Origin of the sequence: Pontibacter anaerobius, assembly GCF_026241195.1 — a bacterium.
Taxonomy (GTDB): domain Bacteria; phylum Bacteroidota; class Bacteroidia; order Cytophagales; family Hymenobacteraceae; genus Pontibacter; species Pontibacter anaerobius.
On the sequence record NZ_JAPFQO010000006.1, the window covers coordinates 216,857 to 231,318 of the forward strand.

17 protein-coding genes are annotated in these 14,462 nt (G+C 51.5%); 6 read left to right on the top strand and 11 right to left on the bottom strand.

Features of this window, described 5'->3' with window-relative positions:
* Positions 1-110: 110 nt before the first annotated feature.
* The 4 genes from OO017_RS10000 to OO017_RS10015 form a co-directional block, all read right to left on the bottom strand.
* Entirely contained in the window at positions 111-1,169 is a 1,059-nt protein-coding gene (locus OO017_RS10000; RefSeq protein ID WP_266052336.1) for a CNNM domain-containing protein, read from the bottom strand.
* A 75-nt stretch (positions 1,170-1,244) separates the two neighbouring features.
* Positions 1,245-1,619, bottom strand: a complete 375-nt coding sequence (locus OO017_RS10005; protein ID WP_266052337.1) for a hypothetical protein — start codon at positions 1,617-1,619, stop codon at positions 1,245-1,247.
* Positions 1,620-1,717: 98 nt separating this feature from the next.
* Positions 1,718-3,145, bottom strand: a complete 1,428-nt coding sequence (locus OO017_RS10010; protein WP_266052338.1) for an aldehyde dehydrogenase — start codon at positions 3,143-3,145, stop codon at positions 1,718-1,720.
* 3 nt (positions 3,146-3,148) lie between these two features.
* Complete coding sequence (locus OO017_RS10015; RefSeq protein ID WP_266052339.1) at positions 3,149-4,003, bottom strand: SDR family oxidoreductase; 855 nt, start codon at positions 4,001-4,003, stop codon at positions 3,149-3,151.
* A 161-nt stretch (positions 4,004-4,164) separates the two neighbouring features.
* On the opposite strand from OO017_RS10015, the gene OO017_RS10020 reads away from it, so the two are divergent.
* The gene (locus tag OO017_RS10020; RefSeq protein WP_266052340.1) at positions 4,165-5,010 is read left to right on the top strand and encodes a hydroxymethylglutaryl-CoA lyase; all 846 of its coding nucleotides are present in this window, start codon (positions 4,165-4,167) and stop codon (positions 5,008-5,010) included.
* 3 nt (positions 5,011-5,013) lie between these two features.
* Positions 5,014-5,754, top strand: a complete 741-nt coding sequence (locus OO017_RS10025) for a (Fe-S)-binding protein (protein ID WP_266052341.1) — start codon at positions 5,014-5,016, stop codon at positions 5,752-5,754.
* A 78-nt stretch (positions 5,755-5,832) separates the two neighbouring features.
* Here OO017_RS10025 and OO017_RS10030 read toward each other — a convergent pair whose 3' ends face one another.
* The 5 genes from OO017_RS10030 to OO017_RS10050 all read right to left on the bottom strand — a co-directional run bounded on the left by OO017_RS10030 (position 5,833) and on the right by OO017_RS10050 (position 8,990).
* Positions 5,833-6,147: a hypothetical protein gene (locus OO017_RS10030; RefSeq protein WP_266052342.1), complete on the bottom strand. Its 315-nt coding sequence runs from the start codon at positions 6,145-6,147 to the stop codon at positions 5,833-5,835.
* Between the two features lie 76 nt (positions 6,148-6,223).
* Positions 6,224-6,523: an outer membrane beta-barrel protein gene (locus OO017_RS10035; RefSeq protein ID WP_266052343.1), complete on the bottom strand. Its 300-nt coding sequence runs from the start codon at positions 6,521-6,523 to the stop codon at positions 6,224-6,226.
* Between the two features lie 273 nt (positions 6,524-6,796).
* Positions 6,797-7,126, bottom strand: coding sequence for a 2Fe-2S iron-sulfur cluster-binding protein (locus OO017_RS10040; protein WP_266052344.1), 330 nt, complete (start codon positions 7,124-7,126; stop codon positions 6,797-6,799).
* Positions 7,126-8,139 carry an NAD(P)/FAD-dependent oxidoreductase gene (locus tag OO017_RS10045; protein WP_266052345.1) on the bottom strand — a complete coding sequence of 338 codons (1,014 nt, stop codon included), beginning with the start codon at positions 8,137-8,139 and terminating at the stop codon, positions 7,126-7,128. The genes OO017_RS10040 and OO017_RS10045 overlap by 1 nt, the downstream gene beginning before the upstream one ends.
* Before the next feature lie 92 nt (positions 8,140-8,231).
* The gene (locus tag OO017_RS10050) at positions 8,232-8,990 is read right to left on the bottom strand and encodes a DUF72 domain-containing protein (protein ID WP_266052346.1); all 759 of its coding nucleotides are present in this window, start codon (positions 8,988-8,990) and stop codon (positions 8,232-8,234) included.
* Between the two features lie 295 nt (positions 8,991-9,285).
* Here OO017_RS10050 and OO017_RS10055 point away from each other — a divergent pair, with 295 nt between their 5' ends.
* The 3 genes from OO017_RS10055 (at position 9,286) to OO017_RS10065 (ending at position 11,835) form a co-directional block, all read left to right on the top strand.
* On the top strand, positions 9,286-9,837 hold the full coding sequence (locus OO017_RS10055; protein ID WP_266052347.1) for a hypothetical protein: 552 nt from the start codon (positions 9,286-9,288) through the stop codon (positions 9,835-9,837).
* A gap of 143 nt (positions 9,838-9,980) precedes the next feature.
* On the top strand, positions 9,981-10,826 hold the full coding sequence (locus tag OO017_RS10060; protein ID WP_266052348.1) for a hypothetical protein: 846 nt from the start codon (positions 9,981-9,983) through the stop codon (positions 10,824-10,826).
* A 145-nt stretch (positions 10,827-10,971) separates the two neighbouring features.
* Entirely contained in the window at positions 10,972-11,835 is an 864-nt protein-coding gene (locus tag OO017_RS10065; protein ID WP_266052349.1) for a pirin family protein, read from the top strand.
* 13 nt (positions 11,836-11,848) lie between these two features.
* Here the strand turns inward: OO017_RS10065 and OO017_RS10070 are convergent, their stop codons facing one another.
* Positions 11,849-12,145, bottom strand: coding sequence for a hypothetical protein (locus OO017_RS10070; protein WP_266052350.1), 297 nt, complete (start codon positions 12,143-12,145; stop codon positions 11,849-11,851).
* 287 nt (positions 12,146-12,432) lie between these two features.
* On the opposite strand from OO017_RS10070, the gene OO017_RS10075 reads away from it, so the two are divergent.
* A complete protein-coding gene (locus tag OO017_RS10075; RefSeq protein WP_266052351.1) occupies positions 12,433-13,011 on the top strand; it encodes an AraC family transcriptional regulator in 579 nt (192 codons plus the stop codon).
* Between the two features lie 86 nt (positions 13,012-13,097).
* On the opposite strand, the gene OO017_RS10080 is transcribed toward OO017_RS10075, so the two are convergent.
* Positions 13,098-14,456, bottom strand: coding sequence for an ammonium transporter (locus tag OO017_RS10080; protein WP_266052352.1), 1,359 nt, complete (start codon positions 14,454-14,456; stop codon positions 13,098-13,100).
* Positions 14,457-14,462: the final 6 nt, after the last annotated feature.

The following is a 14,462-nucleotide window of genomic DNA, read 5'->3' on the forward strand; positions in this document are numbered from 1 at the left end:
CGCCAGCTGCAGCAGATGCTGTGGCTGGCGTTTCAGCTTTGTTTCAACCATAAAGTACACCTGAAGCCTTTAAAGTATAATATCAGGCAAAACTTAAGAATCATACTTTATCAACGTTCGTTATCCGGCGAGTAGCCAAGGCGGCGCGCGCGTTTCTCCCAGTTCTGGCGTGCCCACGTTTGCAGGTCGGCCACCTGGTCCAGCTCGTCAATAATCTCCATGCCCAGCAGCGTCTCGATGATGTCCTCCATACTTATGAGGCCGGCTGTGCCGCCATACTCGTCTACCACCAGGGCGATCTGTTCCTGCTGCTCCAGTAGCCTGTTAAAAAGCGTCGGGATGGCCATGTGTTCGGGCACGACCTGTAGCTTTCGCATCACAGACTTCAGGGGGTGGTGGCCTTCATTGTTGATGATCTTGTAAAGCACCTCCTCTTTCAGAATGTAACCTTGGATGTCGTCCAGGTTAGTGGCGTAGATAGGGATGCGGGAGAAGCGCAGGTCCGGGAAGTCGCGGAAGAAATCAGCCATGGTCATGTCTTCCTGCGCACTCACGATCACGGTGCGGGGCGTCATGATGTGGCGCACCAGGATGTTGTTGAACCGCAGAATGTTTTGGATGATCTGGGACTCGCCCTTCTTGAAGATACCCGCTTTTATACCCATCTCGGCCATGGCCGTGAAGTCGGCGCGACTCAGCACGCTGCGGCCCTTATCTGTTTTAAGACGCTTAGTGATGAACTGAGAAAGTATGATAATGGGGTAAAGCGGGGAGTAGATCATGATCTTCAGCGTTTGCACCGTAAAAGGCGTCAGCTGTTTCCAGTAATTGGCACCGAGTGTTTTCGGGATGATCTCCGTAAAAATCAGGATCACGATCGTCAGCACTATCGATACCGCCGTCAGGTACTCATCACCCCACAATATCTGCGCCTGGGCACCCACACCCGCCGCCCCAATGGTGTGGGCGAAGGTGTTGAGGGTAAGTATGGCTGCCAGTGGCCTGTCTATGTTGTCCTTAAAATCCTGCAGGTCTTTGCCTACCGATGGACTCTCCTTGCTGACGATGCTGACGTGTGAGGGGGTGATGCTCAGCAGCGAGGCCTCCAGGATGGAGCACAGAAAGGAGAAAAACAACGCGATGGCAAGGTATAAAAGGAGTAAACCCATTTAGTGATGTGTGTTTGAGTACAAAGCTAACGTTTTCTACCCATTATGCTGATACGGTATGGCACCGGCGCAGGCTTAATGTACTACACGAAGTATGGGCTCCGGCAACGGCTGGTGCGTTTCATGGTCGGCGGTAAAGTAACCTACCATGCTGGGGCCGTAACCGAGGTTTACCTCGATGAACTTGTTTTTCTCGGGCAGCATCTGAATGATTTCCTGCCGCAGCATATCCAGGCGCTGTACCATTTCTTGCAGCTGCTCCGGCGTTACGTCGGGTACATCTTTTAGTGTGGTGGCCGTGTTTTCTGCCGCCTCCTCAACCGGACCCCGTTGCTTGGTCAGCATGTCCACTTCCAGCTTACGGATATCTTTCTCCAGGTTCAGGTACTCCTTCACTTTCTCCTCCAGCGGCACCAGCGATTCGTCTAAATACTGTATCAGGTTTTCCATAGTTTTATACTTTAGCGCTTACGGCAGGCTTAAAAGTTTGCCGTTCCTCTTCCTGAAACGCAGACTAACGCCGGTAGGTTAAGTATGGCCGATTCAGACTATAACCACTTAAACAACTTGCGCAGCATGGGCAGCCGGTTGCCGTAGGGCGGGTAGCGTAGGGGCAGGTCTAGCCAGGTGCCGCGGTGCAGCACGCTTTTCTGCTGCGAGAACAGATCGAAGCTGCTTTGCCCGTGATAGCTGCCCATGCCACTGTGGCCCACCCCGCCAAAAGGCAGGTTTGGGTTGATGAGGTGCGAGATGGTGTCGTTAATGCAACCACCGCCAAAGTACGTATGCTTAAGGATCTGCTCCTTTTTCTGCTCATCAGAGGAGAAAAAGTATAGCGCCAGCGGTTTCTCGTGTTGGCGCACCATGTCGATGGCCTCGTCTAAACTTGTGAAGGTGAGTACCGGGAGTATGGGGCCGAAGATCTCCTCCTGCATAATGGGGTGCTGCCAGGTAACCTGGTCAAGCAGGGTGGGAGCAATGTAGCGGCTAGAGGCATCGGTGCTGCCCCCGGCGCGTACTATCCCATCTTTCAAAAAGCTGCTTAGGCGGTTAAAGTGCCTGCCGTTTACAATGCGGGCATAGTCAGGGCTCTGCTGCGGGTCTTCCCCGTAAAAATTCTGGATATACTGGCTGATGAGTTGTATAAGTTCTTCCTTTACCTGCTCGTGTACCAGCAGGTAGTCCGGTGCTACGCAGGTCTGGCCGGCATTCAGGAACTTGCCCCAGGCAATACGGCGCGCGGCCAGGCTTAAATCTGCATCCTGGGCCACTATGGCCGGGCTCTTGCCGCCCAGTTCCAGCGTGACGGGTGTCAGGTGTTCGGCAGCGGCTTTCATCACAATTTTACCCACCTGCGTGCTGCCCGTAAAAAAGATGTAGTCGAAGCGCTGCTGCAACAGGTGCTGCGTGGTGGACACACCTCCCTGCACCGTGGCAACGTAGGAGTCGTCGAAATTATTCTGAATCATCTTAGCCACCACCTCAGAAGTATGGGGCGTGAGCTCGGAGGGCTTTACGATGGCGCAATTGCCGGCAGCCATGGCTCCGATGAGTGGGTTCAGGAGCAGCTGAAACGGGTAGTTCCACGGGCCGATGATCAGGGCAATGCCATAGGGGTCGGAGTGGATGTAGCTGCGAGATGGGAAGTTGATAAGCGACTCTTTCACCCGCTGCGGTTTGGCCCAGTTCTTCAGGTTTTTGAGCGTCAGTTTCAGTTCCAGCTCCACAAAGCCAACCTCGGTGGCATAAGCCTCCATCTCCGGCTTATGAAAGTCCGTGTACATGGCGTCGAACAGTTCCTGCTCGTGCTGACGGATGGCCTGCTGCAGGTCGCGGAGTCGTTCTTTCCGGAAATTCAGGTCTAAAGTATGGCCTCCGTCAAAGAACTCGCGCTGCTTGCGCAGCAGTGCCTGCACGCGCTGCAGGTCAGTTTCTACAGGGGCTGGCGCGATGCGTATTGTGTTGGTTCGTGGCATAAGCTATACGTTAGATACGTGAGGGTTTTCTGGAACAGGCTCCGCTGCCGGTCTCCCTGTAAAATCGTCCATAGAGTTGTATACGTTAAATCCATGCCCCACAATTCTGTCAAAAAGCCTGCTGGGTAAAATTCCACGAAGCAGGGGGAGCAGGTGCACGATGGCAGGTTTGCGAAGTATAATCCCGTTGCACTCCACAGCGTCCAGTATACTTTTTGTGATCGTTTCGGGCTGCAGGATAGGGGTGAGGAAAGGAGCCTTTACACCGGCAGACATGCCTGTATCAATGTAGCTTGGCGTAACCGTAGTTACATGCAGGTCCTGCCGCAGCGCCTCCAGTTCCAGCCGCAAACTCTCCGACCAGCCCAGCACTGCCCACTTGCTGGCGGCATACACACTCATGCGCGGGTTAGGCAGCAGTCCGGCCGCCGAGGCAATGTTCACGATATGGCCGCTTCCCCGTGCTATCATGCCCGGCAATAAGGCCTGTGTTACTGCCATTACACCCAGTATGTTTACATCCAAAGTTCGTTTGATGTCCTGGTAAGTATGTTCTACAAATGGCTTGCCCACCACTATGCCGGCGTTATTGAAAAGTATAGTTGGCGTACCGACCTGCCGTAACACCTTCTGCGCCGCCTGCTCTACCTGTACCTGGTCCGACACGTTTACCTCAAAGGCATCCACCTGGTAGCCCTGCGCCCTGAATTCTTCTGTAACCTGCTGAAGTGTTTCGGGGTTAATGTCCCAGATGATAAGGCGGCGCGCCCCCCGCTGCAGACAGCCGAGGCCCATAAGCTTGCCGATGCCGGAAGCACCGCCTGTTACCAGCACTATACTATTGCTAATCTTCGTCATGGGAGGGCGGCATTTGTTGTAACAATATGTTTTTAAGGATAAGATATTTAATTACAGCCTTATATCAAAGTATAACGTTGTACTTTTTTAGCTTCGCAGATAACCGTACCTTTGGGAAAGGCAACCTTGTTTGCACATTAAACTGAGCAGATATAGATACTATGAAAATAATTGAATGCCCACGCGATGCCATGCAAGGCATCAAAGAATTCATACCTACCGAGGTCAAGGTGAAGTATATCAACCAGTTGCTGAAGGTTGGTTTCGATACCATCGACTTTGGCAGCTTTGTGTCGCCGAAAGCCATCCCGCAGATGCGCGACACGGCCGAGGTGCTGGAGAAGCTGGAGCTGGAGAACACCACGTCAAAGCTGCTGGCCATCATAGCTAATACCCGAGGGGCTGAAGATGCGGCGCAGCACCGGCAGATAGACTACCTCGGTTTTCCGCTATCGGTTTCGGAGACGTTTCAGCAGCGCAACACGAACAAGAGTATAGCCGAGGCTATGCAGCAACTGGCCGAGATCCAGGAGATTTGCCAAAAGCACAACAAAACCCTCGTCACCTATATTTCCATGGGCTTCGGTAATCCGTATGAGGACCCCTGGGATGTGGAAACGGTGATCAGGTTTGTGCAGGAGCTGGACAAGCTGCAGGTAAAAATCGTGTCGCTGTCGGACACCATCGGGGTTGCCACGCCCGACAATATTACTTACCTGTTCAGTCACCTGATCCCGGCTTTCAAGCACATTGAGTTCGGGGCGCACCTGCATACCACGCCCTCCACCTGGCAGGAAAAGGTAGCAGCGGCCTATGAGGCCGGCTGCCGACGCTACGACGGAGCTTTGCGTGGTTACGGTGGCTGCCCGATGGCCAAAGACGAGCTGGTGGGGAATATGCCCACTGAAAATTTGGTGGGTTTCTTCGAAAATAAAGGGTTAAATTTGAACCTCAACAAAGCCGCCCTGCAAGCCGCCATGGCCGAGTCAGGCGCTGTGTTTTTATAATTTATGGCAAACAGAACGACAGTAGATATTTTTGTGCCGTGCTTTGTGGACCAGCTCTACCCGGACACGGCCATGAACATGGTAAAGGTGCTGGAAAAGGTAGGCTGTGAGGTGCGCTACAACCCCAATCAGACCTGTTGCGGACAACCCGCTTTCAATGCCGGTTTTTTTAATGAGGCCCGCGAGGTAGCCAATAAGTTCCTCGATGATTTCTCCAACGATACTTCCCATTACATTGTGGCGCCTTCTGCTTCTTGTGTGGGCATGGTGCGCAATGCCTACCAGGATATTTTCGTGAAGTCGTCGAAGCTGGTGAAGTATAGGGCTATGCAGAAGAAGGTGTATGAACTGACGGAGTTCCTGACGGATGTATTGGGCATCACCCGCATTGAGGGCGCCTCGTTACCTGGCAGGTATACGTATCACGACTCTTGCAGCGGCCTGCGCGAATGCGGCATTAAAGCGGGTCCGCGTGCGTTGCTCAGCAATGTGCAGGGCCTGGAGTTAGTGGAGATGGAGGATAACGAGACCTGCTGCGGCTTTGGCGGTACCTTTGCCGTAAAGTTCGAGGCGATCTCCACGGCCATGGCCGAGCAGAAGGTGGACAATGCCATCGCTACCGGCGCTGATTTCATCGTATCAACCGACAGCAGCTGCCTGATGCACCTGGAGGCCTATATCCAGAAACAGAAAAAACCGATCAAAACAATGCACATTGCCGATGTGCTGGCCAGTGGCTGGTAAGTATAAAGTATACTCAGAAAGTATAAAGGCCTGCGCAATTCATACTTGCGCAGGCCTTTTTTGTAGTGTTATACTTGCTTAGCGGCTGATGAAGTAGCTAAGCCCAAAGTTCAATGAGCTGCTGTTAAAGTCTAAACCAAAATTAGAGGTTTTATAATCAGCATATTGTGAGTTTTTATGGTCGATCTTGTACTGCGTATAACCCAAGAAACCAAAGGACGCAGACAGGCCAAATTTAGATGTCGGAAAGAAGGAGATTCCAGGAGATACTCCTGCCCTGAAGTTGTTGGTATTACTTTCACTTTCCTGTATATCACCTTTATACTCCCTCTTAGTTATCGACTTACCAAAGCCAACAGAACCCGCCCCGGTAAAGAATATGTTCTCAGTCAAACTGAAGTATTTCTTGATATATGGATTTATGTAATAGCCATTAGTAGAGGATTCAACATCTACAGGGTAAGGGCCGCTATAATAACCACCATTCTACAGGGTAAGGGCCGCTATAATAACCACCATAATGTACTTCTGTTGACTTGGAAGCCTCCCGGGAATAATTTATCCCCAGCCCTACAACTAAGTTATCTGCTACAAAATACCCCACTGACGGACCTATACTAAAGCTGTTGCTCTTTAAGTCACTACCATCCTCCCTGTTAGTGCTATTAAAACTAAGTGAACCTGTTATGGCAACCGTTCCCTGGGATGTCTGGGCAAAGGCGCTTGTGCCTAGAAAGGCAAATACTGCAGCAGCTAAAAGCTTTTTCATGTTTGTTTTCGTTACGTTTATACTTGTGACTGCCGCAAAAATATATAAATATGCTGATTAACCTATGTGTTTTTAGGGATTGTATCTTTTCTGTTTCGTGACTGATAGTTACAAAATTGCCATGGGGATAGAAAGGCTGAAGAAAGTATGATTTTATATTTGGGAGAAAAGTCGGAAGCTGTAATCAGATTTTTAAAACCTGCAGGTTCTCTAAATAAAAAAAGGTGCCTCCGAAGCAGCACCTTTTGATAAGTATAAAGTAAGAAGTATAACCTAAGCCTCAGGCATAATGCGCACCACCAGGCCATCCAGGTCGGGGTTTACCCGTAGCTGGCACGATAGGCGGCTGCTGTCGGTGGCATGGGGCAGGGTTTCGAGCATGTAGGCCTCATCGTCGTTCATCTCGGGTAATTCACCCTCTCCGTTTTGCAGCACCTCCACGTGGCAGGTAGCGCAGATGGCCATACCGCCACACACGGCCTGTACCGGAAACTCGTTCGCCTTCAGCACCTCCATAACTGAGAGGTTCATATCCAGCGGGGCCTCCAGTTCAATGCGTTCGCCGTTTTCCTGCTCTACATAAATGTTAATAGCGTCTTTCATTATTGTAGTTCCTGAATACCGTTAACGGTAGTATACTTTAGCACAAACTTTTTATCCGGGTAAATGATGTTGTAGGCACTCTGCGCCATCAGGGCAGCCTCATGGAAGCCACAAAGTATAAGCTTTAGCTTACCCGGATACGTGTTGATGTCGCCAATGGCGTAAATGCCCGGTACGTTGGTGGAGTAGTCCTCGGTGTTAACCACGATGGCGTTCTTATCCAGCTCCAGCCCCCAGTTTTCGATAGGCCCCAACTTAGGCACCAGCCCAAACAACGGGATGAAGTAGTCGGTTTCGATCTGGTATGGCTCTTTGTTGTCTACCATCACTGTAACTGCCTCCAGGTCATCCTCGCCGTGCACCTCCGTTACGTTAGACTTCAGGATCAGCTTAATCTGTCCTTCCTCAGCCATACTTATAACTTTAGCAGCCGACTCAGGAGCACCCCGGAAAGATGTGCCGCGGTGTACCAGCGTGAGCTCTTTGCACAGGCCGGCCAGGTAGATGGTCCAGTCGAGGGCAGAGTCGCCGCCACCGGCTATCACCACGCGCTGGTTATGGAACTGCTCCGGGTCGCGCACCATGTACTCCACGCCCTTCTTCTCATACTTCTCCAGGTGCTCGATGGCAGGTTTGCGCGGCTCAAAGGATCCCAAACCACCGGCAATTACTACCACCTTGCAGGCAATCTCGGTGCCGTCCACGGTACGAACTATAAACGAGCCATCCTCCAGTTTCTCCAGGTCCTCCACACGCTCGCCCAGGGTAAAGGTGGGGTGGAAGGGGGCAATCTGCTTCTCCAGGTTTTTGATCAGGTCTCCGGCCAACACTTCCGGAAGGCCGGGTATATCGTAAATGGGTTTTTTAGGGTATATCTCAGACAGCTGCCCACCTACAATGGGCAGCGCATCCACTACATGGCAACGCATCTTGAGCAGTCCGGCTTCGAACACGGCGAACAGGCCCACGGGGCCCGCGCCCACAATGCATATATCCGTTGTTATTTTGTCCATGATTTCGTTTATCTTTTCTGTTTAATATAGAGTAAAGGTAGCCACCAAGGGGCAGCTTCCATAGGTTTTTTTTATGTTTTCTTGGCTGCATTTCATGCAATTTCTGCACCAGGCTTAAGTCGTTTTGGGTGCACTATTTCCTGCAGCCGAAGCGCATTAAAGGCGGCATAGCCCAGCTGGTCGTTATCAAAGTATACATACACCTCCAGCCCCTGTTGCTGCCACTGTTTGCATTGCTGTGCCCACCACTGCAGCGCGCTTTCGGAGTACGATCCACCATACTTTCCCACCGGCCCGTGCAGCCGCACATACACAAAGTCAGCGGTTACATGCAGCGGCGTTACGTGCCCATCCAGTTCATAAATACAAAAGGCGGCATTATGTTTTCGGAGGAGGTCCAAAACTTCATCGGTGTACCAGCTCTGGTGCCTGAACTCAAAAGTATACTTGTAGTATGGCGGCAATAGGGCCGTAAAGTCACGGAGGCGCTGTGCGTTCACTTTCCAACCGGGCGGCAACTGAAAAAGCACCGGCCCCAGCTTGTGCTCTAACGCATTGGCACTGGCAAAGAAACGGTCTAATGGCTCCTGAGGGTCCTTCAGTTTCTTCATGTGCGTTAGGTAGCGACTGGCTTTTACGGAAAAGATAAAATCATCGGGCACTGCCTGCCGCCAACTGGCAAACGTGTCGGCGGAAGGCAGTTTGTAGAAAGAGTCATTGATCTCAACCGTTTTAAAGAATCGTGTGTAGTAACCGGAGAAGTCTTTTGGCCGTAGCTCTTTCGGATAGAAGGTGCCGACCCAATGTTTGTAGTGCCACCCCGAGGTGCCAATATGAATCTGTTGCTCCATGCGCCGTTTTTTTAGGTGGTTTATACCTGTGGAGCAGTGCAATTGTTCTTAATTCCAAAACCGTTTAAATACAGCCGTGCAGGCAGAAGAGGGAGAAGGAGAGATGCTTAAAGTATGGAAAAATCATCCTAAAGCATACGAAAAAACGGTATATATGGAAACATTTTATACTATATAAAGAAGGAATAGAGCTAATCTAGGGGTGAACATAGTATAATAAGAAGTTAAAAGCTGAACTAGCTGTTTTTGCAGCGCGTTTAATGAGTAGGAATTTTAAACTTTAAATGTGCATATCATGAACTCAAACTATCGTAACGACCGCAATACTTTCGGGCAGCGCGATGTGGGCAGCGACAAGCAAAGCCGCCGCACCAGCCCAGCCACCAGTAGGCAACCCAGCTATGGACGCGATAACGCCAGCATGCGTGGCAACGACTACTATGGCAATCAAGGCTACACAAACGATTACAGCCGGGGCAACTACAGTACCTCTACTTTTGGCTCCGGAGATAGAACCAGTTATAACGAAGACCTGGGGCGGCAAGACAGTTACGCTGCTATTTTGCCGGAAACCACGGGGAAGCAGTACATTGAGTTCCCGGATTATAGCAACAGGCCTACCTATGGCAGCTATGCCGGTAGTCGAGCCTATACTAATTTTATAGATCACAACTATGGCTACTCCGGCACCGGCCGCACCATTTACGAATCAAACGAGCCCGCCAGCCTGGATGCCAGCAAGCTGCGTAGCCGCTATGACCAGAAAACCTGGACGAAAGGCACTCGCACCCGTTATAAGTCGGCTAACCAGGGCCGCTATAGCGAAAACGACGGCCGTCGAAGATAGTTAAAGTTCATAAGCACACATAAAAGCAAAGGGCCCGCGTAAGAGTGGGCCTTTTGCTTTTCTCACGGGCCAGCCATAAAACCGTTCTACTTTGCCTGCGTTTAGAATAAACTGGACTAATGTACAACTAACCTATTTTAACTATGAGAAACGACAGAGATAATAGCAGATACTACCACAGTGGCCTGTGGACCGGCAAGGACGTTTATGATTTTGACCGTGATACCCGCGATGGGGATTTTGGGCGCGAGCACCAGGACCGCTACAGCCACGGCAACAACCCGCATGATTTCCGCGACCGCCGCGATTTTGACGCCAACCGCTTCCAGAACTACCGTAGCCGCGATTACGACATGGAAGATAACTACTATGACAACACCAGTAACCGCCGCCACGACCTGGGTGACATCCGCCAGGGCTATGGCATCTCCAGCTTCGAAGGCTCCTCAGACCGCTATGACGACATGCGCGGCATGCAGCGTGAGCGCAGGGCGCAACAAGAGCAAGGCTACGGCTCCGGCAGGTTAAGCGGCTACAGTGGGTCGCGCTTTGGCGGTGCCAACTACAGTGCCCATGGTGAGTTCGGTGGCGGTTCCGGTTACGGTTCTATGAGTGGCGGTGGCGGCAACATGGACGACTCCGTGTCTTCGTCAGGCTACGGAGGCGGCTACGGCCAGGAGTCTGTGCATTCTAACCGAGGGATCCCGAACTACAGCAGTAACCGCAGATCCGGCGAGCACTACGGCTACAGCGGCATTAACCAGGGCGGAGGCGTTGGCAGCAGCTATGGTGGCAAGAACTTCGGCGGCGGCATAGGCTATGAGGGAGGCCACGCCGGTGGCACATTAGGCAGCAGAACCTATGGCTCCTCTTCAGGCAATTACGGCGGGTATGGCTCCATGGCAAGCGGCGATTCCGACACCGGTAACTTCAGCAGGGAAAACCGTACCGACAGAGGTGGCTACAGGAACCAGGACCCGAACTACTAACCTATTGCGCACTTCCTGAAAGCAGCAACAGCATTTGCCCAGGCAGCGGGTGCTGTTGCTGTTTTTAATTTATACTTTAGCAGAAACAGCACGCAAAACATAACTCCCGTGGGGTTGTTTTATACTTTATTCATCACTTAAAAATATGAAGAACAGAACCGTAGCCCGCTTGCTTTACGCTGAAACAGTTGACATGGGCGGTATGCCAGTGCGCCAGCCTTTTCCTACGCAGCAGGTAGAGCAGATAGACCCTTTCCTGTTGCTGCACCACCACATAGCAGAAATGCCCGTGGGTGTCGTGCCGCACAGAACGGGGGTAGAGCCGCACCCGCACCGTGGCTTTTCGCCGGTTACGTTTGTTTACAGGGGCGGCGTACACCACCGCGACTCCCGGGGCAACAACAGCGTAGTGTATGAAGGCGGCACGCAGTGGATGAATGCAGGCAGGGGCTTGATACACAGTGAGCGCCCTCCAAAAGATATAATGGAGCGGGGAGGAGTGCAGGAGATCATTCAGCTATGGGTAAATACACCGGGCGCCCATAAAATGGACCAACCCGAATACATACCGCTGCAGGCAGAGCAGACCCCAACCGTAACGGCAAAGGGAGTGAGCGTGCAGGTAATTGCCGGCGAACTGGAAGGCATACGGGGGCCGGTTAGAACCAAAACGCCCGTGTTGGCACTGCGGTTGGAGTTGCAGGCTGGGGCAAGTTATACTTTACCGATCCCTGCGGAACACAACGCATTTTTATACTTGCTGGATGGCGCCTTGCAGGTAGCAGGCTATGGTATGGTAGAGGGGCTGCACCAGGTGGTTTTTAACCGGGATGGAGATGGCATCACCATAACAGCCCGGGAAAACACGCGTGCATTGTTGATGGCTGGCAAACCGCTGGACGAGCCGGTGGTGGCAAACGGCCCCTTCGTAATGAACAACCAGACGGAGGTTATGCAGGCCATGCGCGATTACCGTATGGGTAAACTGGGGATTTTGATAGAAGACTAGGCAGCAGGAAGCATCAATCGTTCATCCTGAGCCAGCTAAGGGCAGCATCAATGGAGGTAAACTGCTCCATATGCCCCTCTACATTGTAGTTTTCGTGGGCCTTGCTCATCATATTCTCAAACGTGATGTAGCTGAATACGTCGGCATTCACAACCCGGGCTACTTTTTGCAATTGGCTTTTCAGAAGCAGCGGGATAACCTCTTTCATAATCCATTGCTGGTCCTCAAAGGTTACGTGGGCAAGTAGCCGCGAGTCAGCGAGCCAGAGCTTGAAGTTATTTTCAAATATCAACTTTTTGATTGCTTTCAACCCGTCACGGTATTCCTGGCTGCTCACACTTCGAAGCCAGGTAACATGCAGTAGGTTTTCATCAGGTACAATCCTTGCAGAGAGATAATTAGGGAGTTCGGCAGGTGTCATAGTCTTGTTCAGGTATGCGAAAATATAAAATTACTACTATATAACATAGTTCGTATTAAGTATGGAGAGCTTAGATACAGGTGCTGAGTCTAATAAATTGTTTAGCACGTTGCATTTGAGAAGTTATTCTTGTTGATTTATTTCTTGTACGATACTTTGGACGGTAACTTTACAAAATGGTAACCAAGAAGATTTACATTAAGAACATGGTTTGCGACCGATGCAAGCGTGTGGTAGCCGAAGAGTTGCAAAAGCTAGGCTATACTGTGTTACAGGTAGGCCTCGGAGAGGCTGAACTGTCCGTTGAGAGCGGTGAAATTGATATGGAGCAACTCCGGGAGGTGCTGGAGAATAACGGCTTCGAGCTGCTGGACGACCGCAAGACACAGCTAATTGAAAAAGTGAAGCTGGCAATCATTGAGCTCGTGCACCAGGCAGGGGAGCAGGAACTGCACACAAACACATCAGCCTATATAGCCGATAAAGTAGGGCTGGACTATAACTATATCAGCTCGCTGTTCTCGTCTTTTGAGGGGATTACGATTGAAAAGTACCTTATTTTACAACGCACTGAGCGGGTAAAAGAACTGCTGGTGTATGATGAACTGAGCCTGAAGGAAATTGCCTATAAGCTAGGGTACAGCAGCGTGGCGCACCTTTCCAACCAGTTTAAAAAAGTTACGGGCCTTACCCCGAGCCACTTTAAGCAAATCAAAAGCGACAAGCGCAAAACGCTGGACAAGGTACAGGACTAAGCTACCCAAAAAAGTGCCCCACCGCCAGCCTCCTGAAAGGCCTGCAGTGGGGCGGGGTATTACTTAACTATAGAAAGAGAAATTTCTTAATTGTACGCAACCTCAGGTACGCTCAATGCCGGCTCAGGGTGTTCAAGTGCCTCGTTGTGCTGGCTGCGATCCAAGCCTATTAACTCCTCCTCTCTGGATACCCGGAGAGGGGTGATCAAATCCGTGACTTTTAATAACATCCAGGAGCCCCCGAAGGCAAAAATGGATACTCCCACCAGCGTGGCGACGTGTAGCAAGAACAGCTTGTATTCGCCGAAGATCAGCCCGTTCCCTAGTTCAATGGCTGGGTTCACTGCCTGGCTTGCAAATACCCCTGTCAGCAGCATCCCTACCATTCCCCCTACGCCGTGGCACGGAAAAACATCCAGAGTATCGTCCAGGGTAGAGCGTGTGCGCCACTCTACCACCAGGTTGCTTACAACAGCTGCTATTACGCCAATAGCCAGTGAGTGCGGAATGGTAACAAAGCCGGCGGCTGGCGTAATGGCCACCAAACCTACCACCGCCCCGATGCATGTACCCATGGCAGAGGGCTTGCGGCCGCGCAGCGCGTCAAAAAATATCCAGGCCAGCGCTGCTGCTGCCGAGGCAGTTGTGGTAGTAGCCAGAGCCACAACCGCCAAAGGGCTCGCGCCCATAGCCGACCCCGCATTAAAGCCGAACCATCCAAACCATAGCAGCCCGGTACCTAGCATCACATGTGGGATGTTGGCAGGGGCATGGCTAGCCTCATAGCGCCGTTTCAGGTATATAGCGGAGGCCAGCGCCGCCCACCCAGCCGACATATGCACCACGGTTCCGCCGGCAAAATCCAACACTCCGAGGTTAAACAACAGGCCATCCGGGTGCCATGTGGCATGTGCCAGGGGTGCGTAGATAAAAATGAAGAAAAGCACGATGAATAAAGTATAGGAGATAAAGCGGATGCGCTCAGCGAAAGCACCCGTAATCAGCGCCGGTGTAATGATGGCAAACTTAAGCTGAAACATGGCAAAGAGCAGCAGTGGGATGGTAGGCGCCGCCGGCCAGGGAGCCCCATCCAGCACGCCGTTCATCATGAAAAAGGTAAGCGGGTTACCGAAAACCCCACCGATAGATTCTCCGAAGGCCAGGCTAAAGCCAAAAACTACCCACAATACCGTTACAATAGCCATGCAGATAAAGCTCTGTAGCATGGTCGAGAGAACATTTTTCTTGCGTACCATACCTCCATAGAAAAAGGCTAAACCCGGTGTCATGATTAGTACGAGCGCAGTGGCAGTGAGCATCCAGGCTGTGTCTGCGGCATTCAAATCCGCATTAGAGCTTCCATGCTCTGCTGACGGAAGTATAAATGTGGCTGCCACAACCAGTAAAAGCAGCAGCATGGGAATACGTGAAAATGCTTTTGCCATAAGGAG